The sequence below is a fragment of the Alloiococcus sp. CFN-8 genome, from assembly GCF_049943125.1.
Classification (GTDB): Bacteria; Bacillota; Clostridia; order Clostridiales; family Clostridiaceae; genus JAEXZL01.
The window spans coordinates 2,413,371-2,438,688 of sequence record NZ_CP188040.1; the positions used below are offsets into that span (position 1 = coordinate 2,413,371).

Consider the following 25,318-nt stretch of genomic DNA (forward strand, 5'->3'; position numbering starts at 1 on the left):
TTCTGCTCTTTTGCTCTTATTTCTTACTTTTTACCTCTTACTTCAAAATAAATGATTACAATTAAAAATTCTGGTAAATACTAAAATATCCTTGCAGTTTTCGGTTAATAATTATATAATAATTCAGGAGCTTTTGGGGAAAGCTAAAATTTTTTAGTTGCAGTTAGCAGGCTAAAAAAGCAAAAAAACTATTGTATTGAAAATAGTTTTATTGTATAATGTAGAAGTTATGTAGCAAACAGCGATGAGTCAAGAGGTTGCCGAACTTTCCGGGGAATTCTTGATGAGTATGTCAGGGTCTTAGAACCCGACGACGGGTTGTCTGTATTGTTGTGTTTTTATGCTTGTATAGAAGGATACACCAGGAACAGTTTACAGAACATCCGCTGTGTGCGTAAGAAGTTAAGCGTACAAGAAAAGGAGGGAAATTACATGTCAAAACAAAAAATCAGAATAAGATTAAAGGCTTTTGATCATTCAATACTTGATCAATCAGCTGAGAAGATTGTTGAAACTGCTAAATCAACAGGGGCTAAGGTTACTGGACCAGTACCACTACCTACTGATAAAGAAATCATCACTATCTTAAGAGCAGTTCACAAATATAAGGATTCTAGAGAGCAGTTCGAAATCAGAACTCACAAGAGACTTATAGATATCGTTAATCCATCACCTAAGACTGTTGATGCATTAATGAGATTAGATTTGCCAGCAGGCGTTGATATCGAAATAAAACTTTAGTACTTAGGTACTTAATTAATACAAGATTGAACTGTTATGACTGCAGAGCAGTCCGCTAATTAGTTTAGGAGGTGTAACTACATGAAAAAAGCAATAATAGGTAAAAAAATCGGAATGACTCAGATTTTTGATGAAGCTGGAAAGGTTGTTCCTGTAACAGTTGTAGAAGCAGGTCCATGTGTTGTTGTTCAAAAGAAAACCTTAGAGAATGATGGTTACGAAGCAATACAGGTAGCTTACGGCACTGTTAAAGAAAAGTTAGTTAACAAGCCAAAGAGAGGACACTTTGCTAAGGCTGGTGTTGCTTTCATGAAGCACTTAAAGGAATTCAGACTTGAAGATATTAGCGCTTACGAAGTAGGTGCTGAAATAAAGGCTGAGGTATTCCAAGCTGGAGATAAAGTAGATGTTTCTGGTTTATCAAAGGGTAAGGGTTTCCAAGGAACAATTAAGAGATGGAATGCAAGCAGAGGACCTATGACTCACGGTTCTAAGTTCCATAGATCCGTTGGTTCCCAGGGTGGATCTTCCGATCCAGCAAGAACCTTCAAAAACAGAAAGATGCCTGGACATATGGGCCATGTTAATACAACAGTATTAAATCTTGAAGTTGTTAAGGTTATACCTGAAAAGAATCTTATCCTTATAAAGGGTGGAGTTCCAGGACCAAATAAAAACGTAGTAGTAATCAGAAATAGCGTTAAAGCTTAATACTGGTAGAAAGGAGGATGCAGAATGCCTACAGTAGGATTATTTAACAAAGAAGGACAAAAAGTTGGAGATTTTGAGTTAGCAGAAAAGGTATTTGGTGCAGAGGTTAACCAAGATGTACTTCACCAGGTAGTTGTTGCTTTACTTGCTAATAAGAGACAGGGAACTCAGTCTGCCAAGACTAGAGCAGAGGTTTCCGGTGGTGGAATAAAGCCTTGGAGACAAAAAGGAACTGGTAGAGCAAGACAGGGTAGCATCAGATCCCCTCAATGGATTCATGGTGGTATAGTATTTGCTCCAAAGCCAAGAAGCTACAGAACATCTCTTCCTAAGAGCATGAGAAGAGTTGCTATGAAGTCTGCTTTATCAAGCAAGGTTATAGATAATGAAATGATAGTTCTTGAATCTTTAGAGCTTGCTGCTCCAAAGACTAAGGAAATAGTTAGCATGTTAAATGCTTTTGAGGCTAAGAAGGCTTTAATAGTTACAGCAGAGTCTAACGAGAATGTATATAAATCAGGAAGAAACATTGAAGGTGTTAGAGTAATGCCTGTTAATAACATCAATGTTTATGATTTACTAAAATACGATAAGCTTATAATAACTAAGGAAGCTGTATCTAAGATTGAGGAGGTGTACGCATAATGAACTTAACAAGCCATGATATAATCAGAAAGCCAGTTATAACTGAAAAGAGTATGGCAGCTATGGCTGAAAAGAAATATACATTTATCGTACACATAAGCGCTAACAAGGTTCAAATAAAGAAAGCTGTTGAAGAAGTTTTCGGTGTTAAGGTTGCAGACGTTAAGACTATGAGAACCTTAGGAAAAACTAAAAGAGTTGGCGTACATGTAGGTAAGAGAGCAGACCAGAAGAAGGCTGTTGTTACTTTAACAGAAGATAGCAAGGGTATCGAATTCTTCGAAGGAATGCAATAATAAAATAAGCACTTATAGGCTAGGCGCCTGAAAAGCGAAACGAGGAGGGAAACTAAATGGCAGTTAAGAAGTTTAGACCTACCACTCCATCCAGAAGAGAAATGACTATGCCTACTTTCGAAGAGATAACAACCTCAACACCTGAGAAATCTCTCTTAGTAGCATTAAAGAATAAGGGTGGTAGAAACTCACAAGGTAAGATAACTGTTAGACACCAAGGTGGTGGAGCAAAACAGAAATATAGAATAATAGATTTCAAGAGAAATAAAGATGGTATACCTGCAAAGGTTGCTACTATAGAGTACGATCCAAACAGATCTGCTTATATTGCTCTTGTAGTTTATGCTGATGGAGAGAAGAGATACATCATCGCTCCAGTAGGAATCAAGGTTGGAGATGTTATAGTTTCCGGTCCTGATGCAGATATTAAGCCAGGTAATACATTACCTATAAAGAATATCCCAGTTGGTACTGTTGTTCATAACATAGAGCTTCAGGCTGGTAAGGGAGCTCAGATCGTAAGAGCTGCAGGAACTTCTGCTCAGCTTATGGCTAAAGAAGGAAACCTTGCAACCTTAAGATTACCTAGTGGCGAAGTTAGATACGTTAGAGTAGAATGCAGAGCTACTATAGGAACTGTTTCAAATCTTACTCATGAAATTGTTAATATCGGTAAAGCTGGTAGAAAGAGACACATGGGTTGGAGACCTACTGTAAGAGGTTCCGTAATGAACCCTGTTGACCATCCACACGGTGGTGGTGAAGGTAAGTCACCAGTTGGTAGACCAGGTCCACTTACTCCATGGGGTAAACCGGCTCTTGGCTACAAGACAAGAAAGAGCAAGAAATATTCCGATAGAATGATAATTAAGAAGAGAAAATAGTAAGAGGAGAAGTAATTCTCTTCTTACATAATTCTTATATAAAGTTCACGAAGGGAGGCAAATCCATTGAGTAGATCAATTAAAAAAGGACCTTTTGTACATGAAGGACTTTTAAAGAAAATAGAAGAAATGAACAATGCTAACGACAAGAAGGTTATAAAGACTTGGTCAAGAAGTTCAACAATATTTCCACAGATGATCGGTCATACAATAGCTGTTCATGATGGTAGAAAGCATGTTCCAGTATATATTTCCGAAGATATGGTTGGACATAAGCTAGGTGAGTTCGCTTTAACTAGAACTTATAGAGGCCATGTGAATAACGAGAAAACTTCCAAAAGAAAATAGTGCCTGAGAAAGGAGGAAACATGAATGGAAGCTAGAGCTATAGCTAAATATGTTAGAATGTCTCCAATGAAGGTTGGAGTAGTTCTTGACTTAATTAGAGGAAAACAAATCAATGAGGCTATTGCCATTTTAGAATATACTCCAAAGGATGCAGCTGTTGTAGTAAACAAAGTATTAAAATCAGCTGTAGCAAATGCAGAAAATAATCTTAACCTTGAAAAAGATAGATTATATGTGTCTGAAGCTTATGTAGGTCAAGGTCCAATCCTTAAGAGATTTAGACCACATGCTCAAGGTAGAGCATTCAGCATTCATAAGAAAACTAGCCACATAACTGTAGTAGTTAAGGAAAGAGCTTAAAAAGAAGGAGGGAAAAAAGAGTGGGACAAAAAGTACATCCTCACGGATTCAGAGTTGGCGTTATTAAGGATTGGGATGCAAAATGGTTCGCTGATAAGAGAAATTTTGCTGACAACCTTGTAGAAGACCAAAAAATCAGGAAATATGTTAAAGCACAGCTTTTCAACTCAGGAATTTCTAAAATAGAAATCGAAAGAGCTGCAAAGAGAGTTAAATTAAATATATATACTGCTAAGCCAGGTGTTGTCATCGGTAAAGGTGGTTCAGGTATTGAAACTCTTAAGAAGAACTTAAAAGAAAACTTAGGACTTAATAATATATTAATCAATATCGTAGAAGTTAAGAACACAGAGTCAAACGCTCAATTAATGGCTGAGAACATAGCTGCACAGCTTGAGAAGAGAATCTCCTTCAGAAGAGCAATGAAGCAGACTATACAAAGAGCAATGAGAGCAGGAGCAAAAGGTGTTAAAACAGCTTGTGCAGGAAGATTAGGCGGAGCTGAAATCGCTAGAACAGAGCAATATCACGAAGGAACTATTCCTCTTCAAACATTAAGAGCTGATATAGAATATGGATTTGCAGAAGCAAATACAACCTACGGAAAAATCGGTGTTAAGGTTTGGGTTTATAAAGGAGAAGTTCTTCCAGTGAAAAAGGCTGTTGAAGAAAGAGCTAATGCATAGGAAAGGAGGAATTCGTCATGTTAATGCCTAAAAGAGTTAAGCATCGTAAGGTGCAAAAAGGCAATATGAGAGGAAAGGCAACTAGAGGTAACTTTATTGCCTATGGAGATTACGCAATTCAAGCAACTGAATGTGGCTGGATCACTAGCAACCAGATAGAAGCAGCCAGAGTTGCAATCAATAGATATATAAGAAGAGGAGGAAAACTTTGGATAAAGATTTTCCCCGATAAGCCAATAACTGAGAAACCAGCTGAAACTCGTATGGGTTCCGGTAAGGGTTCACCAGAGTACTGGGTAGCAGTTATAAAACCAGGCAGAGTTTTATTTGAATTATCAGGAGTTAACGAAGAAACTGCAAGAGAAGCTATGAGACTTGCTCAACACAAACTACCTGTTAAGACTAAGTTCGTAACAAGAAGAGATTTTGAGGAAATGGGTGGTGAAAGTAATGAAGGCTAGAGAGTTAAGAGAACTTAAAACCAGCAATACTCAAGAGTTAATGGTTAAGCTTAACGATCTTAAGACTGAATTATTCAACTTAAGATTCCAGCTAGCTACAGGCCAGCTTGAAAACCCTATGAGAATTAGGGAAGTTAAAAAGTCTATCGCCCAAATTAAGACTATAATGAGAGAAGAAGAACTGAAAAGGGCATTTGAACAGTAATCTGAAAGGAGGTTCGCCCCATGGAAAGAGCATATAGAAAGACTAGAATCGGAAGAGTTGTTTCTGATAAGATGGATAAAACAATAGTAGTAGCTGTAGAAACTAAGGTAAGACATCCACTATATGGTAAGACTGTTAACAGAACTACTAAGTTTAAGGCTCATGATGAAAACAATGATGCGAAATTAAACGATAGAGTATTAATAATGGAAACTAGACCATTATCTAAGGATAAGAGATGGAGAATGGTAGAGGTTATCGAAAGAGCAAAATAGTATGTTACGTACTGAAAGGAGGTTTATTTCATGATACAACAACAAACTTTACTTAATGTTGCAGATAATTCAGGAGCTAAAGAGATTATGTGCATCAGAGTATTAGGCGGATCCAAGAGAAAGTATGGAAACATCGGTGATACAATAGTAGCTAGCGTTAAAAGTGCAACACCAGGCGGAGTTGTTAAAAAAGGTGATGTTGTTAAAGCCGTTATAGTTAGATCTGTAAAAGGATTAAGAAGAGCTGATGGATCTTATATAAGATTTGATGAAAATGCAGCTGTTATCATAAAAGATGATAAAAACCCAAGAGGAACACGTATTTTCGGACCAGTAGCTAGGGAGCTTAGAGATAAAGAATATAACAAAATATTATCTTTAGCACCAGAAGTTCTATAAGATTAGGAGGTGGCTAAGGTGAAATTACACGTTAAAAAGAATGACACAGTTATGGTCGTTTCAGGTAAGGATAAAGGCAAAGTTGGTGAAGTTTTAGCTGTTATGCCTAAGACTGGTAGAGTTATCGTTAAGGATGTTAATATAGTAAGTAAGCATGAAAAACCAAGCAAGAGCAATATGCAGGGCGGAATCATAAAGACAGAAGCACCTATTTACAGCTCAAAGGTTATGCTTTACTGTAAAAACTGCAAAACAGTAACCAGAATATCCAATAAAATAAAAGAAGATGGCACAAAAGTTCGCGTATGTAAGAAGTGCAGCAAAGAACTTTAATCTTTGAAAGGAGGTACATTAAATGATTCCAAGACTTCAAGAGAAGTATACAAACGAAGTTGTTCCAGCTTTAATGGAAAAGTTCGGTTATAAAAATATAATGGAAGTACCAAAGCTTGAGAAAGTTATTATTAATATGGGAATCGGCGAAGCTAAAGAAAACTCCAAGGTGTTGGATTCTGCATTAGCTGATTTACAAATTATCGCAGGTCAAAAACCTGTTCTTACTAGAGCTAAGAAATCAGTAGCTAACTTTAAGATAAGAGAAAACATGCCTATAGGTTGCAAGGTTACTCTTAGAAAGCAAAAAATGTATGAGTTCGCTGATAAGCTTATGTCCATAGCTCTTCCAAGAGTAAGAGACTTTAGAGGTGTTTCTTCTAAGGCTTTCGATGGTAGAGGAAACTATGCATTAGGTATCAAAGAGCAGCTTATATTCCCAGAAATAGAATACGATAAGGTTGATAAGGTTAGAGGAATGGATATCGTATTTGTAACTACTGCAAAGACAGACGAGGAAGCAAGAGAATTATTAAGATTTCTTGGTATGCCATTTGCTCAATAATAAGGAGGGAAGAACGTGGCACGTAAGGCTTTAATCGAAAAATGGAAAAAAGAACCTAAGTATCAAACAAGAGCTTATACTAGATGTAGACTTTGCGGAAGACCTCATGCAGTTCTAAAGAAGTATGGTATCTGCAGAATATGCTTTAGAGAGCTCGCTTATAAGGGTGAAATTCCTGGCTGCAGAAAAGCAAGCTGGTAAAACATAGTGTAATGAAAGGAGGCATATATACATGGTTATGACAGATCCTATCGCAGATTTGCTAACACGTATTAGAAATGCAAATGCTGTAAAACATGAAATAGTAGAAATTCCTTCCTCCAATGTGAAGAAGGCAATTGTTAATATATTACTTGAAGAAGGATATATCAAAGGTGTAGAAGAATACACTGATGGTGTTGTTCCAATGATGAGAGTTGCTCTTAAGTACGGAAGCAACAAAGAAAGAGTTATAACTGGTTTAAGAAGAATATCTAAGCCAGGTCTTAGAGTTTACTGCAAGAAGGAAGAAACTCCAAAGGTACTTAACGGATTAGGAGTTGCAGTAATATCAACCTCTAAGGGAATAATGACTGATAGATCAGCAAGAAAAGAAGGTCTTGGTGGAGAAGTTCTCTGCTACATCTGGTAATAAGACCTCGCAATAAATATATAATTTTGAATATAACAGGTAATGGACTCCATTACATTAAAAACTAACGTAACGATGAATGTTACAGGTAAGAGCAGAAATACAGGAGGTGCGATTATGTCAAGAGTTGGTAAAATGCCAATAGTTATCCCAGCTGGCGTAACTGTTACTGTTTCTCCAGAGAACGTGGTAACTGTTAAAGGACCTAAGGGTGAGCTTACCAAGGCTATGCACAAAGATATAAATATTGCTATGGAAGACAATTCTATAGTTGTGACTAGACCAAGCGATGTTAAAGAACATAGAGCTCTTCATGGATTAACAAGAGCGTTAATCAATAACATGGTAGTTGGTGTTACACAAGGATATCAAAAGACATTGGAGCTTATAGGTGTTGGTTATAGAGCACAGCTTCAAGGTAAAAAATTAGTAATGAATTTAGGATACTCACACCCAGTTGAGGTAGAAGCTCCAGAAGGAATTACTTTCGAGATATTAGCAGCAAACAAAGTAGCTGTTAAGGGAATCGATAAGGAAAAGGTAGGAGCAATTTCCGCTGATATCAGAAGCTGGAGATTACCAGAACCTTATAAGGGTAAAGGAATCAAGTATGATAACGAAGTTATCAGACGTAAGGAAGGTAAAACTGGTAAGAAGTAATAGGAAAGGAGTGAACTAAATGTTCAAGAAGGAAGATAGACGTGAACAAAGACAGAAACGTCATTTGAGAGTGCGTAAAAAAGTTTCTGGTACTGCTGAAAGACCAAGATTTGCAGTTTATAGAAGCGAAAAGAACATTTACGCTCAGATCATCGATGATGTTAAGGGAGTAACTTTAGTTTCAGCATCTAGCTTAGATAAAGATTTTGATGGCTTAGGCAGCAATAAAGAGGCAGCTAAAAAGGTAGGTCAGCTTATTGCTAAAAAAGCTTTAGATAAAGGAATTACTGAAGTAGTATTCGATAGAGGCGGATTTATATACCACGGAAGAATTCAAGAACTTGCTGAAGGAGCAAGAGAAGCAGGCTTACAATTCTAAAGGAAGAAGGAGGGAAATAAATGAGAATCGATCCTAGCACACTTAACCTTAAAGAAAAAGTTGTGTTTATAAATAGAGTAACAAAGGTTGTTAAGGGTGGTAGAAACTTCAGATTCAGTGCACTTGTTGTCGTTGGAGATGAAAATGGCCACGTTGGAGTTGGTATGGGTAAGTCCATAGAAATTCCAGAAGCAATCAGAAAAGGTATCGAAGATGCTAAAAAGAATTTAGTTAAAGTTGAATTAGTTGGAACAACAGTTCCTCATGAAATTTATGGAACTTTCGGAACCGGAAAGGTGTTAATAATGCCTGCAGTAGAAGGTACCGGAATAATAGCTGGAGGTCCTGCAAGAGCAGTACTTGAACTAGCTGGATTAAAGGATGTTAGAGCTAAGTCCTTAGGTTCTAATAACCCAAGAAACATGGTTAATGCTACTATCAATGGATTAGCTAGCCTAAGATCTGCAGAGCAGATAGCTAAGCTAAGAGGAAAATCCGTTGAAGAGATATTAGGTTAGGAGGGATTACCTTGGCTAAGCTTAAAATTACATTAGTAAAGAGCTTAATTGGCAGAAAGGATTCACATATCGCTACTGCTAATGCTCTTGGACTAAAAAAGATTGGTAAGACTGTAGAGCATGAGGATACTCCTCAAATCAAAGGTATGATTAACAAAATAGATTATCTTCTAAAAGTTGAAGAAGTATAATAACGAGGAGGTGTAGCAGAATGAAACTTCACGAGTTAAAACCAGCCGCTGGAAGTAAAAAAGCTCCTAAGAGAGTTGGTAGAGGTACAGGTTCAGGTCTTGGAAGAAACGCCGGTAAAGGTGAAAAGGGACAAAAAGCTAGATCCGGTGGTGGAGTAAGACCAGGATTTGAAGGCGGTCAGATGCCTCTATACAGAAGACTTCCAAAGAGAGGCTTTACAAATATATTTGCTAAAGAATACGTTGAATTAAATGTAGATAGATTAAACATTTTTGAGAATGGAACAGAAGTTACCCCTGAACTTTTACTTGAGAAGAGAGTAGTTAGTAAGCTAAAAGATGGAGTTAAGATTCTTGGAAACGGAAACTTAGAAAAGAGCTTAACTGTTAAAGCAACAAAGTTCTCAAAGTCAGCAGCTGAAAAAATTGAAGCAGCTGGAGGAAAAGCAGAGGTGATTTAATATGCTACAAACCCTACGAAATGCCTGGAAGGTTCCGGAACTTAGAAGCAGAATTCTTTGGACACTTTTCTTTGTAGCTGTATTTAGACTAGGACACCACATACCAGTTCCTGGTATCAATACCGACGTCGTATCTCAATATACAAATCAGTCTGGAAGCTTATTAAGCTTCTACGATTTAATCTCTGGTGGGGCTCTTAGTAATTTTAGTATATTTGCATTGGGTGTTGTTCCATACATAAACTCATCCATTATAATGCAGTTATTAACAATTGCTGTACCTCAGCTAGAGCAGCTTTCAAAGGAAGGCGAAGAAGGAAGAAGAAAGATTCAAAATATAACAAGATATGCTGCAATAGGCATTGGGTTTATTCAGGCATATGCTTCTTATATAATAATTCAAAATGCTGGTGCATTAGAACAAGAATCAATGCTTACTCTAGGAACTATATTAATAACTTTAGTAGCAGCATCCACCTTCCTAATGTGGTTAGGTGACCAAATAAGTGTTAAAGGACTTGGAAATGGTGTTTCAATGTTAATCTTCGTAAACATTATTTCTCAAATGCCAACCTTAGCTTTTAATATTATTTCCTATGTACGAAATGGGGAAGCTAAGATTCTAGAAGCCATAGTGTTGGTAGTTTTCATCCTTGCTTTATTACTCTTCGCTATAGTAATGAACCAATCTGAAAGAAAGATTTCAGTTCATTACGCAGGGAAGGCTGTAGGAAGTAAGATCTACAAAGGACAAACAACCCATATTCCTATAGGGCTCATTTCCTCAGCGGTTATAGCAGTAATCTTTGCTATGTCAGTAATGCAGTTTCCGACGACTATAGCTCAGTTCTTCCCAGGAAGCTGGTTTGATAAGGTTATTGCAAATGGTGCTTACAGTCCATTTAAAACAAACACTTTCCTATATATTTTGCTCTATGCGATACTTACATTGTTCTTTAACTGGTTCTATGCACAGATAACCTTTAAGCCGGAAGAAATGGCAGAGAACATGAATAAGTCTGCAGGCTTTATCCCTGGAATCAAGCCAGGTAAGGCTACTGCTAAATATATTGAAAAAATAATTGATAGGATATCCATCATTGGAGGTATTGCAGCGGTAGTAATTGCAATATCACCGATACTCATAGATACCTTATCACCTTTTCAGAACCTAGCATTTGGTGGAACATCTCTGCTAATAACAATCGGATTTGCATTGGATGTAGTAAAACAGCTAGAATCACAGCTTGTTATGAGACATTACCAAGGATTCCTTAAATAGAATTGTTTGGAGATGATTGCCGGTGAAAATTGTACTTTTTGGTCCTCCCGGAGCGGGTAAAGGGACTCAGGCTAAGTCAATTTGCAATAGATATAGTATACCTCATATATCTACTGGAGATATTTTCAGAAGAAACATAGCTGAAAATACTCCCTTAGGTGTAGAGGCTAAAAAATATATAGATAAAGGTCATCTTGTTCCAGATGATGTAACCATCAGGATGGTTTATGACAGGCTGGAGCAGGAGGATTGTTATAACGGATACCTATTGGATGGTTTTCCAAGAACGGTGAAACAGGCAGAAGCCCTGCAGTACTTTTTAAGTTCCAGGAAGGAATGCTTAACTACTGCTTTGTTAATAGAAGTACCTGGTTCATTTATCATAGATAGAATGACAGGTAGGAGGGTTTGCTTAGCATGTGGCGCAAGCTATCATATAAAGTATAATAAGCCAAAGGTTCAGGGAAGATGCGATGTATGCGGTAGTGATTTGATCCAGCGTAAGGATGATACCGAAGATACTGTTAGAGAAAGACTTGAGGTCTATGAAACTCAAACTGCTCCTTTAATAGATTTCTATAAAAGTAGAGATTTATTGAGAACAGTGGATGGTACAAAAGCCATTAATTTAGTATTTGAAAGCATCTGCAAAATTCTAGGAGAAAGCTATGATAATATTAAAAAATAGTGATGAAATAAACTTAATGAGACAGTCTGGGAAGATTGTAGAGGAAACTTTGAATCGTCTAGAAGAGACCATTAAGCCTGGAATTACCACTGAAGATATTGATAAATTGGCAGAAGAATTTATAACTAAGCAAGGAGCTATTCCATCCTTTAAAGGCTATAATGGTTTTCCTGCATCAGTATGTACATCAGTTAATGATGAAGTGGTACATGGAATACCAGGCGGAAGAGAGCTGAAGGAAGGAGACATAATAAGTGTTGATTGTGGAGCTGTGCTTAATGGCTTCCATGGAGACGCTGCAAGGACCTTTCCTGTAGGTAAGATTTCTGCCGAAGCTGAGAAACTTATAAGAATTACAAAAGAAAGTTTCTTTAAAGGATATGAGAAAGCTATAGTAAGCAATAGATTAACAGATATTTCCTTCGCCATACAAAAGTTTGTTGAAGAAAATGGCTTTTCTGTTGTAAGAGACTTTGTAGGGCATGGTATTGGACGTAATATGCATGAGGATCCTGGTGTTCCTAACTTTGGTAGACCAAATAGAGGACCAAAGCTCCAAGCTGGCATGGTCTTAGCCATAGAGCCTATGGTAAACATCGGTTCTTACCATGTTAGAACATTATTAAATGGGTGGACTGTAGTGACCACCGATGGTAGTCTATCTGCTCATTATGAAAATACTGTTGCAATACTAGATAAAGGTCCGGAAATTTTAACTCTTACACTATGAGCATTAAGTGCTGCTTAGTTATAAATTCACATTATGCCATATTAAATATATTGGCGATGTAAATTTATGACTAAGGTAATCATCGAGGTGAACAGTTTGCAAAACAATGACTTAATAGGTAAATTAGTTATATCTAAAGCCGGAAGAGACAACAAAGAGCTTTACATTGTTGTCGATTTTATTGATACAGATTATGTGCTTCTAGCCAATGGATATAATAAAAAGGTTGATAAACCTAAGAAGAAAAAGCTTAAACATATAATATTAACTGATATAGTTAATAATGAAATAAAAGAAGCGATCCTCAATAAGGATAATGATATGGATATTAAGATTAAAAAGTTTCTTAAGCTTAAGGACATTGTTAAGGAGGGTTGATTACCTTATGTCAAAAGATGATGTTATAGAAATGCAAGGAGTAGTGGTTGAATCACTACCTAATGCAATGTTTGAAGTAGAACTGGAAAGTGGTCATAAAATTTTGGCACATCTTTCAGGTAAACTTAGAATGAACTTTATAAGAATTCTTCCAGGAGATAAGGTTACTGTAGAATTATCCCCATACGATTTAAGCCGTGGAAGAATAACATGGAGATCAAAATAATAAGCACTAATTAAAGTGCTACAGGATAACAAGGAGGGTTTGCGATGAAAGTAAGACCATCAGTTAAGCCTATTTGCGAAAAGTGCAAGGTTATCAGAAGAAAAGGTAAAGTAATGGTAATCTGTGAGAACCCTAAGCACAAGCAAAAACAGGGCTAATTAATAGAATCAATAAAAACTATTTGACTTTTATTATAAAGTCAAATATGATAGTATAGGCATAAAAAGTAAGACAGGTAAGTTTATAGATTTTAGGTGCGGCTGCAGTGCTTAGACACTAACCTAAGATTTTAGATATTTTCTATAAATTAATACGAAAATTAAATGTAAAAGAGCAATACAATCACTAGGAGGTGTAACCTTATAATGGCAAGAATATCAGGCGTTGACCTACCAAGAGAGAAGAGAGTAGAAATAGGCCTTACTTATATATATGGAATAGGACTACCAACTTCTCATAAAATACTAGAAACAACTGGTATAAATCCTGACACAAGAGTTAGAGATTTAAATGAGCAAGAAGTAAATGCTATCAGAGATTATATAAACAAGAATCTTAAGGTTGAGGGTGATCTTAGAAGAGACATAGCCCTTAGCATAAAAAGATTAGTAGAAATCGGATGCTACAGAGGAATGAGACATAGAAGAGGTCTTCCAGTAAGAGGACAGAGAACTAAGACTAATGCTAGAACTAGAAAAGGTCCTAAGAAGACAATAGCTAACAAGAAGAAATAGTTAGGAGGGAAAACATGGCAGCTCAAAAAGTTAAAAAGACTAGAAGAAGAAGAGAAAGAAAAAATGTTGAGCATGGCGCTGCTCACATTAAGTCAACCTTTAACAATTCCATAGTTACTATAACTGACGCAGTGGGCAATGCATTATCATGGTCCAGTGCCGGTGCCCTTGGATTTAAAGGTTCAAGAAAGAGCACTCCATATGCAGCTCAGCAAGCAGCAGAAACTGCAGCTAGAACAGCTATGGAACACGGATTAAAGAGCATAGAGGTTTACGTTAAGGGACCAGGAGCAGGAAGAGAAGCAGCTATCAGATCTCTTCAAGCAGCTGGACTTGAAGTAACTTTAATAAAGGATGTTACTCCAATACCACATAACGGATGTAGACCACCGAAGAGAAGAAGAGTCTAATTTTTATTAGAGCAGGAGGTGTAATCAATGGCAAGATATACTGGAGCAGTCTGCAGACTTTGCAGAAGAGAAGGTCAAAAACTATTCCTTAAGGGAGATAGATGTTATACAGATAAGTGTGCTATCACTAGAAGAAGCTATGCACCCGGACAACACGGAGCAAGCAAGAAGAAGCTTTCTGATTACGGAGTGCAGCTTAGAGAAAAGCAAAAGGCTAGAAGAATATATGGTGTTTTAGAAAGCCAATTCAGATCCTACTATGAGAAGGCTGAAAGAATGAGAGGCATGACTGGTGAAAACCTGTTAAAGCTTCTTGAATTAAGATTAGATAACGTAGTTTACAGAATGGGCTACGGAGCTTCCAGAAGTGAAGCTAGACAATTAGTTACTCATGGACATTTCTTAGTTAACGGTAAGAAGGTTGATATCGCTTCTTACAAGCTATCCGTTAATGATGTTGTATCCGTGAAGGAAAAGAGCAGAGGTTCTGAAAGATTTAAGGTTTTTGCTGAAAATCCAAAGACTTTACCAGCTTGGATTTCTGCAAATCCAGAGAACTTTGAAGCTACAATAATTGCTGAGCCAACAAGAGAGGATATTGATATCCCAGTTAATGAAACTCTTATCGTTGAGCTTTACAGCAAGTAATAGCTAAGTAATATATTTTAATTCCATAGAAGTGAAAGCTTTTATGGAATTAACGAATCAGTTGCCCTCAAAAAAAGGTTGCCAGATAAATAGAGAAGGAGGGTTTCATACATGCTAGAAATAGAAAAGCCAAAGGTTGAATGTATTCAAAGCAATGAAGACGGAACCTATGGAAAGTTCGTTGTAGAACCATTAGAAAGAGGTTATGGTATTACTCTAGGTAATGCCTTAAGAAGAATATTACTTTCTTCCCTTCCTGGTGTAGCTGCTACATCAGTAAAAATAGATGGTGTTTTACACGAGTTTTCTACTGTTACAGGAGTAAAAGAAGATGTTACTGAGCTTATTCTTAATATCAAATCTCTTGCTCTTAGAATGAATGGTGAAGGTCCTAAGACTGTATACATTGATGTTAAAGGCCCTGGTGAAGTTACAGGTGCAGATATAAGAACTGATGGTGATGTTGAGGTTGTAAACAAGGATTTACATATAGCAACTCTAGATGATGATGCTAGATTGTATATGGAGATTGTTGTTAACAGAGGAAGAGGCTACGTATCTCAGACAAAGAATAAGACAGAAGATCTTCCAATCAATACTATCGCCATAGATTCCATCTATACTCCTGTAAAGAGAGTTAACTTTAATGTAGAAAATACAAGAGTTGGCCAGATCACCGACTATGATAAGTTAGCTATTGAAGTTTGGACTAATGGAACAATTAAAATAGAAGAAGCAATGAGCTTATCTGCAAAGATTCTTATCGAGCATTTTAAACTCTTCATGACTTTAACCGATGGAGATGACGTTGGTACTATCATGAAGGAGAAGGAAGAAGATAAGAAGGAAAAGGTTCTTGAGATGACGATCGAAGAACTTGATCTATCAGTGAGAAGCTATAATTGCTTAAAGAGAGCTGGAATCAATACCGTTCAGGAGCTTGCACAAAGATCTATGGATGATATGATGAAGGTTAGAAACTTAGGTAAAAAATCTCTTGAAGAGGTTGAAAGAAAACTCAAAGAATTAGGCTTAGGCCTAAGATTAAACGACGAGTAAGGAGGTAGAGCTATGGCAGTGCAACGTAAGTTAGGTCGTCCAACTGACCAAAGAAGAGCTATGCTTAGAAGCCTAGTAACTAGCTTTTTAAAGCATGGTAAGATAGAAACTACTGTAACTAGAGCTAAAGAAACTAAGAATTTAGCTGAAAAAATGATTACTCTTGCTAAAAGAGGGGATCTACATGCAAGAAGACAGGTTTTATCCTTCGTAACTGAAGAAGAAGTTGTTAGAAATCTGTTTGATAATATAGCTCCTAAGTATGCGGAGAGAAACGGTGGATACACTAGGATCTACAAGATAGGACCTAGAAGAGGAGACGGAGCTGAAGTAGTTATACTTGAGTTAGTATAGCATAACAGGGGATTAAGTATTCATAACTTAGTCCCCGTTTTCTTATACTATAAGAATTAAATGTCAGCCTGTATTACCTAGAGAGAAAACAGAGCTTGCTTTTTGTCTAAGTAATATAGTTACATAGGAGGATAGGAATGAAAAAAGCTATGATTAAATTTGATAAAGTTAGCTATAGCTACCCCGCCTCAGAGGAAGGTCAAGTTAACAGATTAGCTCTTCAAGATGTCTCCTTCACTATTTATGAAGGAGAATTTGTGGTTATTCTTGGGCATAATGGTTCTGGAAAATCTACAGCAGCTAAGCATATGAATTCTTTACTTGTACCCACTGAAGGTAAGGTTTATATAAATGATCTTGATAGCAGCATCCCAAATAATACATGGGATATAAGAAAAAACTGTGGTATGGTTTTTCAAAATCCAGATAATCAGATGGTAGCTACTATTGTGGAAGAGGATGTGGCCTTTGGTCCGGAAAATCTAGGTGTTGAACCCTCAGAAATAAGAAAAAGAGTTGATGATTCCTTAAAAAAGGTTGGGATGTACGAATATCGTCGTCATGCACCTCACCTTCTTTCTGGAGGCCAGAAGCAGAGAATTGCTATTGCTGGTATATTGGCCATGATGCCAAAGTGTATTGTATTAGATGAGCCTACGGCTATGCTTGATCCTTCTGGCCGTAAGGAGGTTATAAAAACCATTAAGGATATAAACAAGAACCTGGGTATCACCGTAATATTAATAACTCATTATATGGATGAAGCAGCAGAGGCTGACAGGATTATCCTTATGGATGAAGGAAGGATTATTACTGAAGGTAAGCCTAGAGAAGTGTTAACTGAGGTGGAAACCATGAAAAACATAGGTCTTGATGTTCCTCAAGTGACAGAGCTTGCTTATGAGCTGGCTCAAAGTGGTATAAAGATTCAGAAGGAAATATTAAATGTAGATGAGATGGTGAGTGCCTTATGTCAATTAAAATAGAAAAACTTAATCATATATATATGCCTAAGACTCCTTTCGAAAAGGCTGCGCTTAAGGAAATATCCATTGATTTTAGGGATGGAGAGTTCGTAGCGTTAATTGGACATACTGGCTCAGGGAAATCCACTCTTATACAGCATTTAAATGCACTACTTAAGCCTACTTCCGGGAAAATATATGTAGATGACCTGGATATTACTAAAGAGAAGCTTAATTTGACAGAGGTAAGAAAGAAGGTTGGCTTAGTATTTCAATATCCTGAATATCAGCTTTTTGAAGAAACTATTGAGAAGGATATTGCCTTTGGCCCTAAGAATTTAGGACTTAGTGAAGAAGAGGTTTCGTTGCGAGTTAAAAAAGCAATGAAAATAGTAGGTCTTGACTACGAAAAATACAAAAATGTATCTCCCTTCGAGCTCAGCGGGGGACAAAAGAGAAGAGTTGCCATAGCAGGTGTTGTGGCTATGGAGCCTAAGGTATTGATCCTGGATGAGCCAACAGCAGGACTAGATCCAAAGGGAAGAGATGAGATTCTTTGGCAGATAAAAGAGCTCCATAATACCTATAAAATGACTATTATTTTAGTTTCCCATAGCATGGAGGATGTAGCAAAGCTTGCGGAGCGAGTAGTGGTTATGAATAAGGGAGAAATATATATGGATGGAAAGCCTGGAGATATCTTTATGAGGATTGAAGAACTGGAGGAGGTAGGCCTTGCGGTTCCTCAAGTAACTTATTTAGTGAGATCTCTCAAGGAGAAAGGCTTCCCTGTTTCCGATAATATAATAACTGTTGAAGAAGCAAAAGAAGAGCTCCTAAGATTATATAGGGAAGGGGTTTTTAAGAATGATTAAAGATATTACTATAGGACAGTATGTTCCTGGTGAATCCTTTATACATAAGCTTGATCCTAGAACAAAGCTTTTAATATCCTTATTATTTATAATAAATCTCTTTATCATAAATAATTTCTTTGGATATGTATTTGTGATTATATTTCTTGCTTTAACAGTTTATGTTTCAAAGCTTCCAGTTAAGTATCTTTATAAGGGAGTAAGAGGAGTATTTGCTCTGATTATAATTACGGCAGTATTAAATGTATTTATGATAAAAGGTACTAAGGATACCTTAATTTTTGATTTTGGTTTTCTTTCCATATATGAAGAAGGCATAAAAACAGCTGCTTTCATGGCTTTTAGGCTTATACTTCTTATTATGGGAACCTCGGTACTTACCTTGACTACCTCTCCAATAGAGCTTACAGATGGAATAGAGAGTCTTCTAAGCCCCTTTAAGAAGATAGGTGTACCAGCCCATGAATTAGCCATGATGATGAGTATAGCTTTAAGATTTATTCCTACACTTATAGATGAAACTGATAAGATTATGAAGGCTCAAAAAGCGAGAGGCGCAGATTTTGAAAGCGGTGGAATAATCCAAAAGGCTAAGAGTCTTATACCTTTACTAGTACCACTTTTCATAAGCTCCTTTAGAAGATCTGATGAGCTTGCCATGGCTATGGAGGCTAGATGCTACAGAGGAGGAGAGGGAAGGACACGAATGAAGAAGCTTGTCTATACCTATAGGGATACCATAGCTTTTGCAGTCTTTGCCCTTTTAGTAGCAATCAGCATTGCCATAAGAGTATTGTGGTAGAGGCGTAGAATGAAGAATATCAAGCTCATAATAGAATTTGATGGTACGAAATACTGCGGCTGGCAGAGACAGATGAAGGAGCCTACAGTACAGGAAGCACTAGAGAAAGCAATAAGCTCCCTTACAAGGGAAACTATCGAAGAAATCAATTTAACTGGCTGTAGCCGTACTGACTCAGGTGTTCACAGCAAAGCCTTTGTTGCAAACTTTAAAACTAGCTCAACGGTGCCTCCAGAGAGATTTAAAGAAGCATTGAACAGCAGGCTACCAGAGGATATTGCAGTTATTAATTCAGAGGAGGTAGCTCCAGACTTTCATGCTCGCTATGCAGCTTTAGGTAAAACCTACTGTTATACTATTTTTAATAGGGGTGTAAGGTCTCCTTTATATAGAAATCACACCTATCTCGTCAAGGACCATCTAGATATAGATAAGATGAAGGAGGCTTCCAGATACTTTGTAGGAAAGCACGACTTCACAGCCTTTAAGAGCACTGGAAGCTCTGTAAAAACCTCCGTAAGAACTATAACAGCCTTAGAGGTTCATAAAGAGGGAGATTTAATAAAAATTTATGCTTCTGCTGATGGCTTTCTCTATAATATGGTAAGAATAATAGTAGGTACTTTATTAGAGGTCGGTAGAGGCAAAATTCAACCGGATACTATAAAAGAAATAATAGAGTCTAAGGAGAGAACCAGGGCTGGAATCTGTGTTCCTGCTCAGGGATTATCCCTAGAAAAAGTTTATTATTAACAAATAAATTTGTTGACACACCCGTATCCGTGTATTATAATTATTAATGTTTGTAAGAGAAGTATAATGTGTAAAAGGCTCACTAGCCCCGAGTCTTGACATATAATCATGATTAGTTAATTAGATGTAACGTTCAGGGAGGGAAAAGGATGAAATCATACATTGCTAAACCAAATGAGGTTGAAAGAAAATGGTATGTAATTGACGCCGCTGGTAAGCCATTAGGAAGAGTAGCCAGCCAGGTTGCAACAATATTAAGAGGTAAAAACAAACCAACATTTACACCAAATGTTGACTGTGGAGATTTTGTTATCATCATCAATGCAGAAAAGATTGTTTTAACTGGAAAGAAATTAGATCAAAAAATGCTAAGACATCACAGTCTTTATCCAGGTGGATTAAAAGAAACTCCTTACAGAGAAGTTATGGAAAAGAAGCCTGAGTTTGCATTCCATGAAGCAGTTAGAAGAATGCTTCCAACTGGTGTTCTAGGAAGAAAAATGCTTAAGAAGCTTAAGGTTTATAGAGGAGCAGAACACGATCATGCAGCTCAAAAACCAGAAGTACTTGAATTAAAGTATTAGAAAGTAGCTGGGAGGAGGAATATAAATGGCTAAAGTTCAATATTTTGGAACAGGAAGAAGAAAGAAATCAATCGCTAGAGTAAGATTAGTACCAGGTGAAGGTAAAGTTACTGTAAACAACAGAGACATAGAGTCTTATTTTGGTTTAGAAACTCTTAGAATGATAGTTAATCAACCATTAGTATTAACTTCTACAAAGGAGAAATTCGACGTATTAGTTAACGTAAACGGTGGTGGATTCACAGGTCAGGCAGGAGCTATCAGACATGGTATCTCCAGAGCTTTACTTAAAGCTGACGAAAGCTTAAGACCAGAGCTTAAGAAAGCTGGATTCTTAACAAGAGACTCCAGAATGAAGGAAAGAAAGAAATACGGTCTTAAAAAGGCTAGAAGAGCGTCACAGTTCTCAAAGAGATAATACTCTTTACAAAAAGAATATCAAACCCCCAGGAATCATACGGTTTCTGGGGTCTGTTTTTTTACTGGATGATTTAGCACCGTCAAAAGACGGTGTTTTTTCTTATTTATAAAACATTTATTATACATAGACAAATCAATTAAAATAATTATTTACAATAATTGGTAGAGTATATTATCATTTAGTAGTATAAGAGTTATATGTTTTTCTATATAATGAAGATTTAGCCTGATGATAGGAGGAAAACAATGATTGATTGTCATATTCATCTTGAAAGAGGACCGTATACAATTGAGTGGTTAAATAAATTTGTTGGGACAGCAGCTAATCGAGGAATTAATGAAATCTATTTGCTTGAACATAGTCATAGATTTATAGAATTTATTCCAATGTATGAGCCTATATGTTCCTACAGTGAATATCAAAGAGAATGGTTTAAACGTAATAATGGCGGGAATTTATCTATAAAAAGGTATATAGATTTTATCCAAGAAGCAAAGCAAATCACATATCCAATAAGAGTTAAGTTTGGATTGGAGGTCTGCTATTTTGAAGATTATGAACAACTAATAAAAGATGTTGTAGGTTGCTATCCATTTGATTTTATCACAGGCTCAGTACATTGGGTTGATGGATTTGGGATTGACCATAAAAAAGAACTTTGGAGCAAAATAGATGTGGATAAAACATATAAGAGATATTTTGAAATAATGCAGAAATTGATAGAAAGTAATATATTTACAGGAGTTGCCCATCCTGACAGTATTAAAGTTTTTGGGCATAAGCCATCTTATGAATTAAGAGATACCTATAAAAAGATTGCGGACTTGTTATGCAAATATAATATGTATGCTGAACAAAGCGGAGGATTATATTTGAATTATGGTAAGGACTGTGAGCTTGGAATGAATATGATAATGTTAAAAGTGTTATTAGATAAAGGAGTAAAAATACTTACTGCTTCAGATGCTCATAGTCCGAATAATGTAGGAGCTAATATTATTGAATTACAAAATATTATTTATAACATGAAACTTGCATTTTAAGTTTATCAGTTTATAGAGTATATAAATTGATTAATATAAGCTTTGGATATATTATTATATGTATTGAATAGCTATTGTTCTAATTCCAGTATTTAGTCTCTTTATAACTTAAGAAAAAAGTTCAGATACTGAATTAGGAGTTAATAAAATTGATGGATAATAAAAGGAGATAGAAATGGAATTACCTTATAATCTTAAGAATGCCATAGAAGTAATGACCGCGGACGTACCTGTATCAGCACTTATAAAAACCTCAGAAAATATTACAAAAAAATATCGCAATGAAAGCGGAAGAGGAAAGAGACTTATAGTTGATGACCAGGAGGCTCTTGTATACTCTATCGTGAGAATGCCTGCAACCTATAGCTCCATTAGTTCCGTATTAAAATATGTTTTTGAGTATAATGCTTATGATATAAAAACCGTACTGGATGTAGGAGCTGGAACAGGGGCAGCAACCTGGGCCATTATGGAAGCTATAGATGATGTTGAAATGGTTACTTGCATTGAGAGAGAAGAAGCAATGATAAAACTGGGGAAAGCATTGATGGAGGAAGAAGAATTTTATAATAGGGTCTCATGGATCAATTCTGATGCTTGTAATATGAATTTAAGTGAGAATTATGATTTAATCATTGCCTCCTATGCTTTAAATGAACTTACAGAGAGTGATAGAGAAAGGGTTGTGAACAACCTTTGGAACCATGCTAATAAGCTGCTGGTGATTATTGAGCCTGGAACTCCTGTTGGATTTTCTCATATAAAAATAATAAGAAATAATATCCTTAAAGAAGTAGGCAATATTATTGCCCCTTGCCCTCACAGCAAGGCATGCCCTATGGAAGAGGACAATTGGTGTCATTTTTCTTGCAGAGTTTCAAGAACGAAGCTTCATAAATTGTTGAAGGGCGGAGATGTCCCATACGAGGATGAGAAATATTCCTATGTTGCTTTTTCTAAGGAAAGCTCTGGTCTATGTGACAGCAGAATTTTGCGTCATCCTATAATTGAAACTGGGAGAGTTACTTTAGAGCTATGTACTGATTCTGGGCTTGAAAGTAAAACTGTTACTAAGAAGCAAAAAGAATTATATAAAGCTGCAAGAAAATCGAAGTGGGGAGATAGCTTTCCAGTAAAATAAAAGGAGGTTAGGCGATGTACTATATAACAACCTACTTATCCCCAGTGGGATTGATGACATTGGCTTCCGATGGGGAAGCTTTAGTTGGACTGTGGATAGAAAATCAGAAATATTTTGCAAGCACTGCTCCTGTAGAAAGGCTAGAAAAAGATGATCTGCCAGTATTTATATCAGTGAAAAAGTGGCTGGATAGATATTTTGCAGGAGAAAACCCTAAAATATCTGAGTTGCCTTTAGCTCCTATAGGTGGAGAGTTCAGACAAAAGGTATGGGAAATCCTTTGTGACATTCCCTATGGAGAGACTATCACCTACGGAGAAATAGCAAAGAAGCTAGCAGCAACCATGAATAAGCCAGGCATGTCCTCACAAGCAGTTGGGGGAGCTATTGGTCACAATCCTATTTCAGTTATTATTCCCTGCCATAGAGTTCTTGGAGCAAAAGGAAGTTTAACGGGCTATGCAGGAGGGATTGATAAAAAGCTGTGGCTGCTTACCCATGAGGGCGTAGCTATAGAGAAACTAGCGGTACCTGCCAAAGTAACTGCTCTATAATAATCCAAATAAATATTTAGGAGGATAAAAGTGAAAAAACCATTGCGTAATACTTTAATTATAGCTCTTTTAGCTTTAGCTCTGGGAATAGCTTGGTATTTTGCAGGAAGCTCTATGAGAGAATTAAAAGAACTGAAGGCTCCTGATATTAAAGAAATATTCATAGCTCATCCTGCAGGTTATTACACTATAACACGTCAGGAAGATATTCAGATATTATTAGATGCCCTCAAATCCATAGACAATATAAGAAAGGTACCAGAGATGAAAGATGGAGGTACGGTTATAGATATAAAACTCAAGGATGGTGAAACAATGAACATATCCCTCCGTTCAGAGGATATAGTCATAAATAGACAGCATTATAAAGCTACACAAGCTTATTACAATAAGATTAGTGAGGTATTCCAGCTCCTTTCTAAGGAATATGATATGAAGACTAATTAAAAAATATTGAATTACTTTAACCTCAGTCCGGGAAGTTAATCACTGAGGTTTTTACTCAATAATTTGACAGAAATAAGATTGTCTTTAAACTTGAAATATGAGAATATTGTAATAGAAACTTAAATTAGAAAATTATTGCTTTATAGTAAAAAATTAAAAGAGAGTATAAGGAGCAGCTTATGAAGAGTCAATTAACAGTGAAGTATTCATTAGTACAGGGGAGCTATTGGGCAGCCTTTTGTTCAGTTATTGGTTATGCTTCTCCTTTTTTGTTATCAAGAGATTTTACTGCCTCGAATATCGGTGTTTTGATGGCATGGGGTAATGTATTATCTGTAATATTACAGCCGCTTGTAGCCTCTATGGCTGACAGGAGTAGAAGGGTAAGGCTTAATGCCTTATCGGCAATTATAGCTTCTATAGGTTTATTTTCTGCTGCGCTTCTCTATATAATTCCTAACAGCTTTTATATAACAGCTGGTCTTTTTGCAGTAATACTGACCATAACCAGTATGATGATGCCTATGGTTAATTCTCTCAGTGTTAAGCTTACAAACAGAGGCTATAATGTGAATTATGGAATAGCTAGAGGAGTTGGTTCACTGGCTTATGCTGGAGTATCTTATTTATTAGGGTATTTAATTAAGTTTTATGGAGAAAATATAATAATAGTAGTAGTACTAATATTGTATATGATTTTAGTGCTGATTCTTTTATGGTTTAAAGCTCCTAAGGAAGAGCTCCTTAGGGAAAATAGTTCCACGGAACAAGATGCAGCTCCCTTAGAGAAGGATTCATTACTTACCTTTATAAAGAGATATAAGAGATTCTTCTTTATGAATATTGGTATCATATGCCTCTTTACCTTTCACAACATAATAAATACTTATCTTTTGCAGATTATGGTTAATGTAGGGGGAGACAGCAGAGACATGGGAGTATCCATTGCCATTGCAGCACTTCTAGAGCTGCCCACGATGTTCCTGTTCTCAATTATAGTTAAAAGGGTAGAGGCAAACAAATTATTAAAGATAGCTGCTATCTTCTTTACTATAAAAGCTATAGCCTTTTATTTATCTTCCTCAGTGCTTGGTATCCACATAAGCCAGCTTTTTCAGTCCGTATCCTTTGCTCTTTATATACCAGCATCGGTACACTACACCAATATCCTTATGAGCAATAGTGATAAGATAAAAGGTCAGGCAATGATATCTGCAGCAATGACAGCTGCGGGAGTGACAGGAAACTTACTAGGAGGATATCTTCTTGATGCTAGCGGAGCTGAAGCTATGCTGTTAGTTGGCCTAATATTTTCAATTGTAGGTATGGTGATATTTCTTTTATCAACGCCATTACCTGAGTCTAGAACTCATAGAAACCAAGACAACTCTGCTATTGTTTAATAGTTTTGATAATAGAGTTATCGTATGTTTCTGGCTTATTCATTATTGCATTGAATATAAAAATCATCTATA

General features: G+C 36.5%; 43 protein-coding genes. All 43 read left to right on the forward strand.

Annotation, left to right across the window (positions count from 1 at the left end):
* The first annotated feature begins 432 nt into the window (after positions 1 to 432).
* The 43 genes from rpsJ (at position 433) to ACPWSR_RS11345 (ending at position 25,246) form a co-directional block, all read left to right on the forward strand.
* On the forward strand, positions 433 to 741 hold the full coding sequence (rpsJ, locus tag ACPWSR_RS11135) for a 30S ribosomal protein S10 (RefSeq protein ID WP_426348294.1): 309 nt from the start codon (positions 433 to 435) through the stop codon (positions 739 to 741).
* 81 nt (positions 742 to 822) lie between these two features.
* A complete protein-coding gene (gene rplC, locus ACPWSR_RS11140) occupies positions 823 to 1,452 on the forward strand; it encodes a 50S ribosomal protein L3 (protein WP_426348295.1) in 630 nt (209 codons plus the stop codon).
* Between the two features lie 24 nt (positions 1,453 to 1,476).
* The gene (rplD, locus tag ACPWSR_RS11145; protein ID WP_426348296.1) at positions 1,477 to 2,097 is read left to right on the forward strand and encodes a 50S ribosomal protein L4; all 621 of its coding nucleotides are present in this window, start codon (positions 1,477 to 1,479) and stop codon (positions 2,095 to 2,097) included.
* The gene (gene rplW, locus ACPWSR_RS11150; RefSeq protein WP_426348297.1) at positions 2,097 to 2,393 is read left to right on the forward strand and encodes a 50S ribosomal protein L23; all 297 of its coding nucleotides are present in this window, start codon (positions 2,097 to 2,099) and stop codon (positions 2,391 to 2,393) included. Before rplD ends, rplW begins: the two co-directional genes overlap by 1 nt.
* A gap of 56 nt (positions 2,394 to 2,449) precedes the next feature.
* Positions 2,450 to 3,277: a 50S ribosomal protein L2 gene (gene rplB / locus ACPWSR_RS11155; RefSeq protein WP_426348298.1), complete on the forward strand. Its 828-nt coding sequence runs from the start codon at positions 2,450 to 2,452 to the stop codon at positions 3,275 to 3,277.
* A 66-nt stretch (positions 3,278 to 3,343) separates the two neighbouring features.
* A complete protein-coding gene (gene rpsS, locus ACPWSR_RS11160; RefSeq protein WP_426348299.1) occupies positions 3,344 to 3,625 on the forward strand; it encodes a 30S ribosomal protein S19 in 282 nt (93 codons plus the stop codon).
* 24 nt (positions 3,626 to 3,649) lie between these two features.
* Positions 3,650 to 3,985 carry a 50S ribosomal protein L22 gene (rplV, locus tag ACPWSR_RS11165; RefSeq protein ID WP_426348300.1) on the forward strand — a complete coding sequence of 112 codons (336 nt, stop codon included), beginning with the start codon at positions 3,650 to 3,652 and terminating at the stop codon, positions 3,983 to 3,985.
* A 20-nt stretch (positions 3,986 to 4,005) separates the two neighbouring features.
* Positions 4,006 to 4,671, forward strand: coding sequence for a 30S ribosomal protein S3 (rpsC, locus tag ACPWSR_RS11170; protein WP_426348301.1), 666 nt, complete (start codon positions 4,006 to 4,008; stop codon positions 4,669 to 4,671).
* Between the two features lie 17 nt (positions 4,672 to 4,688).
* Complete coding sequence (gene rplP, locus ACPWSR_RS11175; RefSeq protein ID WP_426348302.1) at positions 4,689 to 5,132, forward strand: 50S ribosomal protein L16; 444 nt, start codon at positions 4,689 to 4,691, stop codon at positions 5,130 to 5,132.
* On the forward strand, positions 5,122 to 5,337 hold the full coding sequence (gene rpmC / locus ACPWSR_RS11180; protein ID WP_426348303.1) for a 50S ribosomal protein L29: 216 nt from the start codon (positions 5,122 to 5,124) through the stop codon (positions 5,335 to 5,337). Before rplP ends, rpmC begins: the two co-directional genes overlap by 11 nt.
* Before the next feature lie 20 nt (positions 5,338 to 5,357).
* The gene (gene rpsQ, locus ACPWSR_RS11185; protein ID WP_426348304.1) at positions 5,358 to 5,612 is read left to right on the forward strand and encodes a 30S ribosomal protein S17; all 255 of its coding nucleotides are present in this window, start codon (positions 5,358 to 5,360) and stop codon (positions 5,610 to 5,612) included.
* A gap of 30 nt (positions 5,613 to 5,642) precedes the next feature.
* Positions 5,643 to 6,011 carry a 50S ribosomal protein L14 gene (rplN, locus tag ACPWSR_RS11190; RefSeq protein ID WP_426348305.1) on the forward strand — a complete coding sequence of 123 codons (369 nt, stop codon included), beginning with the start codon at positions 5,643 to 5,645 and terminating at the stop codon, positions 6,009 to 6,011.
* A gap of 18 nt (positions 6,012 to 6,029) precedes the next feature.
* Positions 6,030 to 6,344 carry a 50S ribosomal protein L24 gene (gene rplX / locus ACPWSR_RS11195; protein ID WP_426348306.1) on the forward strand — a complete coding sequence of 105 codons (315 nt, stop codon included), beginning with the start codon at positions 6,030 to 6,032 and terminating at the stop codon, positions 6,342 to 6,344.
* A gap of 22 nt (positions 6,345 to 6,366) precedes the next feature.
* The gene (gene rplE / locus ACPWSR_RS11200) at positions 6,367 to 6,909 is read left to right on the forward strand and encodes a 50S ribosomal protein L5 (RefSeq protein ID WP_426348307.1); all 543 of its coding nucleotides are present in this window, start codon (positions 6,367 to 6,369) and stop codon (positions 6,907 to 6,909) included.
* A gap of 15 nt (positions 6,910 to 6,924) precedes the next feature.
* Positions 6,925 to 7,110, forward strand: a complete 186-nt coding sequence (locus ACPWSR_RS11205) for a type Z 30S ribosomal protein S14 (protein WP_426348308.1) — start codon at positions 6,925 to 6,927, stop codon at positions 7,108 to 7,110.
* Positions 7,111 to 7,141: 31 nt separating this feature from the next.
* Positions 7,142 to 7,540: a 30S ribosomal protein S8 gene (gene rpsH, locus ACPWSR_RS11210; RefSeq protein ID WP_426348309.1), complete on the forward strand. Its 399-nt coding sequence runs from the start codon at positions 7,142 to 7,144 to the stop codon at positions 7,538 to 7,540.
* 117 nt (positions 7,541 to 7,657) lie between these two features.
* On the forward strand, positions 7,658 to 8,200 hold the full coding sequence (rplF, locus tag ACPWSR_RS11215; RefSeq protein ID WP_426348310.1) for a 50S ribosomal protein L6: 543 nt from the start codon (positions 7,658 to 7,660) through the stop codon (positions 8,198 to 8,200).
* Positions 8,201 to 8,219: 19 nt separating this feature from the next.
* Positions 8,220 to 8,579 (forward strand): 50S ribosomal protein L18, encoded by a 360-nt coding sequence (rplR, locus tag ACPWSR_RS11220; RefSeq protein WP_426348311.1) that lies wholly within the window; start codon positions 8,220 to 8,222, stop codon positions 8,577 to 8,579.
* A gap of 20 nt (positions 8,580 to 8,599) precedes the next feature.
* Positions 8,600 to 9,097 carry a 30S ribosomal protein S5 gene (rpsE, locus tag ACPWSR_RS11225; RefSeq protein ID WP_426348312.1) on the forward strand — a complete coding sequence of 166 codons (498 nt, stop codon included), beginning with the start codon at positions 8,600 to 8,602 and terminating at the stop codon, positions 9,095 to 9,097.
* 11 nt (positions 9,098 to 9,108) lie between these two features.
* Complete coding sequence (gene rpmD, locus ACPWSR_RS11230; RefSeq protein WP_426348313.1) at positions 9,109 to 9,288, forward strand: 50S ribosomal protein L30; 180 nt, start codon at positions 9,109 to 9,111, stop codon at positions 9,286 to 9,288.
* Between the two features lie 20 nt (positions 9,289 to 9,308).
* On the forward strand, positions 9,309 to 9,749 hold the full coding sequence (gene rplO, locus ACPWSR_RS11235; protein WP_426348314.1) for a 50S ribosomal protein L15: 441 nt from the start codon (positions 9,309 to 9,311) through the stop codon (positions 9,747 to 9,749).
* 1 nt (position 9,750) lies between these two features.
* Complete coding sequence (gene secY, locus ACPWSR_RS11240) at positions 9,751 to 11,031, forward strand: preprotein translocase subunit SecY (protein ID WP_426348315.1); 1,281 nt, start codon at positions 9,751 to 9,753, stop codon at positions 11,029 to 11,031.
* 22 nt (positions 11,032 to 11,053) lie between these two features.
* Positions 11,054 to 11,719 (forward strand): adenylate kinase, encoded by a 666-nt coding sequence (locus ACPWSR_RS11245; protein ID WP_426348316.1) that lies wholly within the window; start codon positions 11,054 to 11,056, stop codon positions 11,717 to 11,719.
* Positions 11,700 to 12,449: a type I methionyl aminopeptidase gene (map, locus tag ACPWSR_RS11250; RefSeq protein ID WP_426348317.1), complete on the forward strand. Its 750-nt coding sequence runs from the start codon at positions 11,700 to 11,702 to the stop codon at positions 12,447 to 12,449. The genes ACPWSR_RS11245 and map overlap by 20 nt, the downstream gene beginning before the upstream one ends.
* A 66-nt stretch (positions 12,450 to 12,515) precedes the next feature.
* The gene (locus ACPWSR_RS11255; RefSeq protein ID WP_426348318.1) at positions 12,516 to 12,827 is read left to right on the forward strand and encodes a hypothetical protein; all 312 of its coding nucleotides are present in this window, start codon (positions 12,516 to 12,518) and stop codon (positions 12,825 to 12,827) included.
* 7 nt (positions 12,828 to 12,834) lie between these two features.
* Positions 12,835 to 13,053 carry a translation initiation factor IF-1 gene (gene infA, locus ACPWSR_RS11260; RefSeq protein WP_426348319.1) on the forward strand — a complete coding sequence of 73 codons (219 nt, stop codon included), beginning with the start codon at positions 12,835 to 12,837 and terminating at the stop codon, positions 13,051 to 13,053.
* Between the two features lie 44 nt (positions 13,054 to 13,097).
* Positions 13,098 to 13,211: a 50S ribosomal protein L36 gene (rpmJ, locus tag ACPWSR_RS11265; protein WP_003156543.1), complete on the forward strand. Its 114-nt coding sequence runs from the start codon at positions 13,098 to 13,100 to the stop codon at positions 13,209 to 13,211.
* Positions 13,212 to 13,418: 207 nt separating this feature from the next.
* Positions 13,419 to 13,787 carry a 30S ribosomal protein S13 gene (gene rpsM / locus ACPWSR_RS11270; protein WP_426348320.1) on the forward strand — a complete coding sequence of 123 codons (369 nt, stop codon included), beginning with the start codon at positions 13,419 to 13,421 and terminating at the stop codon, positions 13,785 to 13,787.
* A 14-nt stretch (positions 13,788 to 13,801) separates the two neighbouring features.
* The gene (gene rpsK / locus ACPWSR_RS11275; RefSeq protein ID WP_426348321.1) at positions 13,802 to 14,197 is read left to right on the forward strand and encodes a 30S ribosomal protein S11; all 396 of its coding nucleotides are present in this window, start codon (positions 13,802 to 13,804) and stop codon (positions 14,195 to 14,197) included.
* 27 nt (positions 14,198 to 14,224) lie between these two features.
* A complete protein-coding gene (gene rpsD, locus ACPWSR_RS11280) occupies positions 14,225 to 14,845 on the forward strand; it encodes a 30S ribosomal protein S4 (protein ID WP_426348322.1) in 621 nt (206 codons plus the stop codon).
* A gap of 111 nt (positions 14,846 to 14,956) precedes the next feature.
* On the forward strand, positions 14,957 to 15,904 hold the full coding sequence (locus ACPWSR_RS11285) for a DNA-directed RNA polymerase subunit alpha (RefSeq protein WP_426348323.1): 948 nt from the start codon (positions 14,957 to 14,959) through the stop codon (positions 15,902 to 15,904).
* 12 nt (positions 15,905 to 15,916) lie between these two features.
* Complete coding sequence (gene rplQ, locus ACPWSR_RS11290) at positions 15,917 to 16,258, forward strand: 50S ribosomal protein L17 (RefSeq protein ID WP_426348324.1); 342 nt, start codon at positions 15,917 to 15,919, stop codon at positions 16,256 to 16,258.
* A 137-nt stretch (positions 16,259 to 16,395) separates the two neighbouring features.
* Positions 16,396 to 17,244 carry an energy-coupling factor transporter ATPase gene (locus ACPWSR_RS11295; protein ID WP_426348325.1) on the forward strand — a complete coding sequence of 283 codons (849 nt, stop codon included), beginning with the start codon at positions 16,396 to 16,398 and terminating at the stop codon, positions 17,242 to 17,244.
* Positions 17,229 to 18,098 (forward strand): energy-coupling factor transporter ATPase, encoded by an 870-nt coding sequence (locus tag ACPWSR_RS11300; RefSeq protein ID WP_426348326.1) that lies wholly within the window; start codon positions 17,229 to 17,231, stop codon positions 18,096 to 18,098. Before ACPWSR_RS11295 ends, ACPWSR_RS11300 begins: the two co-directional genes overlap by 16 nt.
* The gene (locus tag ACPWSR_RS11305) at positions 18,091 to 18,900 is read left to right on the forward strand and encodes an energy-coupling factor transporter transmembrane component T family protein (RefSeq protein WP_426348327.1); all 810 of its coding nucleotides are present in this window, start codon (positions 18,091 to 18,093) and stop codon (positions 18,898 to 18,900) included. Before ACPWSR_RS11300 ends, ACPWSR_RS11305 begins: the two co-directional genes overlap by 8 nt.
* A gap of 9 nt (positions 18,901 to 18,909) precedes the next feature.
* Positions 18,910 to 19,653, forward strand: coding sequence for a tRNA pseudouridine(38-40) synthase TruA (gene truA / locus ACPWSR_RS11310; protein WP_426348328.1), 744 nt, complete (start codon positions 18,910 to 18,912; stop codon positions 19,651 to 19,653).
* Between the two features lie 149 nt (positions 19,654 to 19,802).
* The gene (gene rplM / locus ACPWSR_RS11315) at positions 19,803 to 20,237 is read left to right on the forward strand and encodes a 50S ribosomal protein L13 (protein WP_426348329.1); all 435 of its coding nucleotides are present in this window, start codon (positions 19,803 to 19,805) and stop codon (positions 20,235 to 20,237) included.
* A gap of 25 nt (positions 20,238 to 20,262) precedes the next feature.
* Positions 20,263 to 20,655: a 30S ribosomal protein S9 gene (gene rpsI / locus ACPWSR_RS11320; protein WP_426348330.1), complete on the forward strand. Its 393-nt coding sequence runs from the start codon at positions 20,263 to 20,265 to the stop codon at positions 20,653 to 20,655.
* Between the two features lie 248 nt (positions 20,656 to 20,903).
* Positions 20,904 to 21,701 (forward strand): PHP domain-containing protein, encoded by a 798-nt coding sequence (locus ACPWSR_RS11325; protein ID WP_426348331.1) that lies wholly within the window; start codon positions 20,904 to 20,906, stop codon positions 21,699 to 21,701.
* A 175-nt stretch (positions 21,702 to 21,876) separates the two neighbouring features.
* Positions 21,877 to 22,842, forward strand: coding sequence for a small ribosomal subunit Rsm22 family protein (locus tag ACPWSR_RS11330; protein ID WP_426348332.1), 966 nt, complete (start codon positions 21,877 to 21,879; stop codon positions 22,840 to 22,842).
* Between the two features lie 14 nt (positions 22,843 to 22,856).
* Positions 22,857 to 23,396: a methylated-DNA--[protein]-cysteine S-methyltransferase gene (locus tag ACPWSR_RS11335; protein WP_426348333.1), complete on the forward strand. Its 540-nt coding sequence runs from the start codon at positions 22,857 to 22,859 to the stop codon at positions 23,394 to 23,396.
* 30 nt (positions 23,397 to 23,426) lie between these two features.
* Complete coding sequence (locus ACPWSR_RS11340) at positions 23,427 to 23,843, forward strand: hypothetical protein (RefSeq protein WP_426348334.1); 417 nt, start codon at positions 23,427 to 23,429, stop codon at positions 23,841 to 23,843.
* A gap of 179 nt (positions 23,844 to 24,022) precedes the next feature.
* Positions 24,023 to 25,246, forward strand: coding sequence for an MFS transporter (locus tag ACPWSR_RS11345; RefSeq protein WP_426348335.1), 1,224 nt, complete (start codon positions 24,023 to 24,025; stop codon positions 25,244 to 25,246).
* Positions 25,247 to 25,318: the final 72 nt, after the last annotated feature.

Coding starts and splice junctions, on each gene's coding strand:
- rpsJ (WP_426348294.1), top strand. CDS start 433: ATGTCAAAACAAAAAATCAGAATAAGATTAAAGGCTTTTGATCATTCA.
- rplC (WP_426348295.1), top strand. CDS start 823: ATGAAAAAAGCAATAATAGGTAAAAAAATCGGAATGACTCAGATTTTT.
- rplD (WP_426348296.1), top strand. CDS start 1,477: ATGCCTACAGTAGGATTATTTAACAAAGAAGGACAAAAAGTTGGAGAT.
- rplW (WP_426348297.1), top strand. CDS start 2,097: ATGAACTTAACAAGCCATGATATAATCAGAAAGCCAGTTATAACTGAA.
- rplB (WP_426348298.1), top strand. CDS start 2,450: ATGGCAGTTAAGAAGTTTAGACCTACCACTCCATCCAGAAGAGAAATG.
- rplV (WP_426348300.1), top strand. CDS start 3,650: ATGGAAGCTAGAGCTATAGCTAAATATGTTAGAATGTCTCCAATGAAG.
- rplP (WP_426348302.1), top strand. CDS start 4,689: ATGTTAATGCCTAAAAGAGTTAAGCATCGTAAGGTGCAAAAAGGCAAT.
- rpmC (WP_426348303.1), top strand. CDS start 5,122: ATGAAGGCTAGAGAGTTAAGAGAACTTAAAACCAGCAATACTCAAGAG.
- rpsQ (WP_426348304.1), top strand. CDS start 5,358: ATGGAAAGAGCATATAGAAAGACTAGAATCGGAAGAGTTGTTTCTGAT.
- rplN (WP_426348305.1), top strand. CDS start 5,643: ATGATACAACAACAAACTTTACTTAATGTTGCAGATAATTCAGGAGCT.
- rplE (WP_426348307.1), top strand. CDS start 6,367: ATGATTCCAAGACTTCAAGAGAAGTATACAAACGAAGTTGTTCCAGCT.
- rpsH (WP_426348309.1), top strand. CDS start 7,142: ATGGTTATGACAGATCCTATCGCAGATTTGCTAACACGTATTAGAAAT.
- rplF (WP_426348310.1), top strand. CDS start 7,658: ATGTCAAGAGTTGGTAAAATGCCAATAGTTATCCCAGCTGGCGTAACT.
- rplR (WP_426348311.1), top strand. CDS start 8,220: ATGTTCAAGAAGGAAGATAGACGTGAACAAAGACAGAAACGTCATTTG.
- rpsE (WP_426348312.1), top strand. CDS start 8,600: ATGAGAATCGATCCTAGCACACTTAACCTTAAAGAAAAAGTTGTGTTT.
- rplO (WP_426348314.1), top strand. CDS start 9,309: ATGAAACTTCACGAGTTAAAACCAGCCGCTGGAAGTAAAAAAGCTCCT.
- secY (WP_426348315.1), top strand. CDS start 9,751: ATGCTACAAACCCTACGAAATGCCTGGAAGGTTCCGGAACTTAGAAGC.
- map (WP_426348317.1), top strand. CDS start 11,700: ATGATAATATTAAAAAATAGTGATGAAATAAACTTAATGAGACAGTCT.
- ACPWSR_RS11255 (WP_426348318.1), top strand. CDS start 12,516: ATGACTAAGGTAATCATCGAGGTGAACAGTTTGCAAAACAATGACTTA.
- infA (WP_426348319.1), top strand. CDS start 12,835: ATGTCAAAAGATGATGTTATAGAAATGCAAGGAGTAGTGGTTGAATCA.
- rpmJ (WP_003156543.1), top strand. CDS start 13,098: ATGAAAGTAAGACCATCAGTTAAGCCTATTTGCGAAAAGTGCAAGGTT.
- rpsM (WP_426348320.1), top strand. CDS start 13,419: ATGGCAAGAATATCAGGCGTTGACCTACCAAGAGAGAAGAGAGTAGAA.
- rpsK (WP_426348321.1), top strand. CDS start 13,802: ATGGCAGCTCAAAAAGTTAAAAAGACTAGAAGAAGAAGAGAAAGAAAA.
- rpsD (WP_426348322.1), top strand. CDS start 14,225: ATGGCAAGATATACTGGAGCAGTCTGCAGACTTTGCAGAAGAGAAGGT.
- ACPWSR_RS11285 (WP_426348323.1), top strand. CDS start 14,957: ATGCTAGAAATAGAAAAGCCAAAGGTTGAATGTATTCAAAGCAATGAA.
- rplQ (WP_426348324.1), top strand. CDS start 15,917: ATGGCAGTGCAACGTAAGTTAGGTCGTCCAACTGACCAAAGAAGAGCT.
- ACPWSR_RS11295 (WP_426348325.1), top strand. CDS start 16,396: ATGAAAAAAGCTATGATTAAATTTGATAAAGTTAGCTATAGCTACCCC.
- ACPWSR_RS11300 (WP_426348326.1), top strand. CDS start 17,229: ATGTCAATTAAAATAGAAAAACTTAATCATATATATATGCCTAAGACT.
- ACPWSR_RS11305 (WP_426348327.1), top strand. CDS start 18,091: ATGATTAAAGATATTACTATAGGACAGTATGTTCCTGGTGAATCCTTT.
- truA (WP_426348328.1), top strand. CDS start 18,910: ATGAAGAATATCAAGCTCATAATAGAATTTGATGGTACGAAATACTGC.
- rplM (WP_426348329.1), top strand. CDS start 19,803: ATGAAATCATACATTGCTAAACCAAATGAGGTTGAAAGAAAATGGTAT.
- rpsI (WP_426348330.1), top strand. CDS start 20,263: ATGGCTAAAGTTCAATATTTTGGAACAGGAAGAAGAAAGAAATCAATC.
- ACPWSR_RS11325 (WP_426348331.1), top strand. CDS start 20,904: ATGATTGATTGTCATATTCATCTTGAAAGAGGACCGTATACAATTGAG.
- ACPWSR_RS11330 (WP_426348332.1), top strand. CDS start 21,877: ATGGAATTACCTTATAATCTTAAGAATGCCATAGAAGTAATGACCGCG.
- ACPWSR_RS11335 (WP_426348333.1), top strand. CDS start 22,857: ATGTACTATATAACAACCTACTTATCCCCAGTGGGATTGATGACATTG.
- ACPWSR_RS11345 (WP_426348335.1), top strand. CDS start 24,023: ATGAAGAGTCAATTAACAGTGAAGTATTCATTAGTACAGGGGAGCTAT.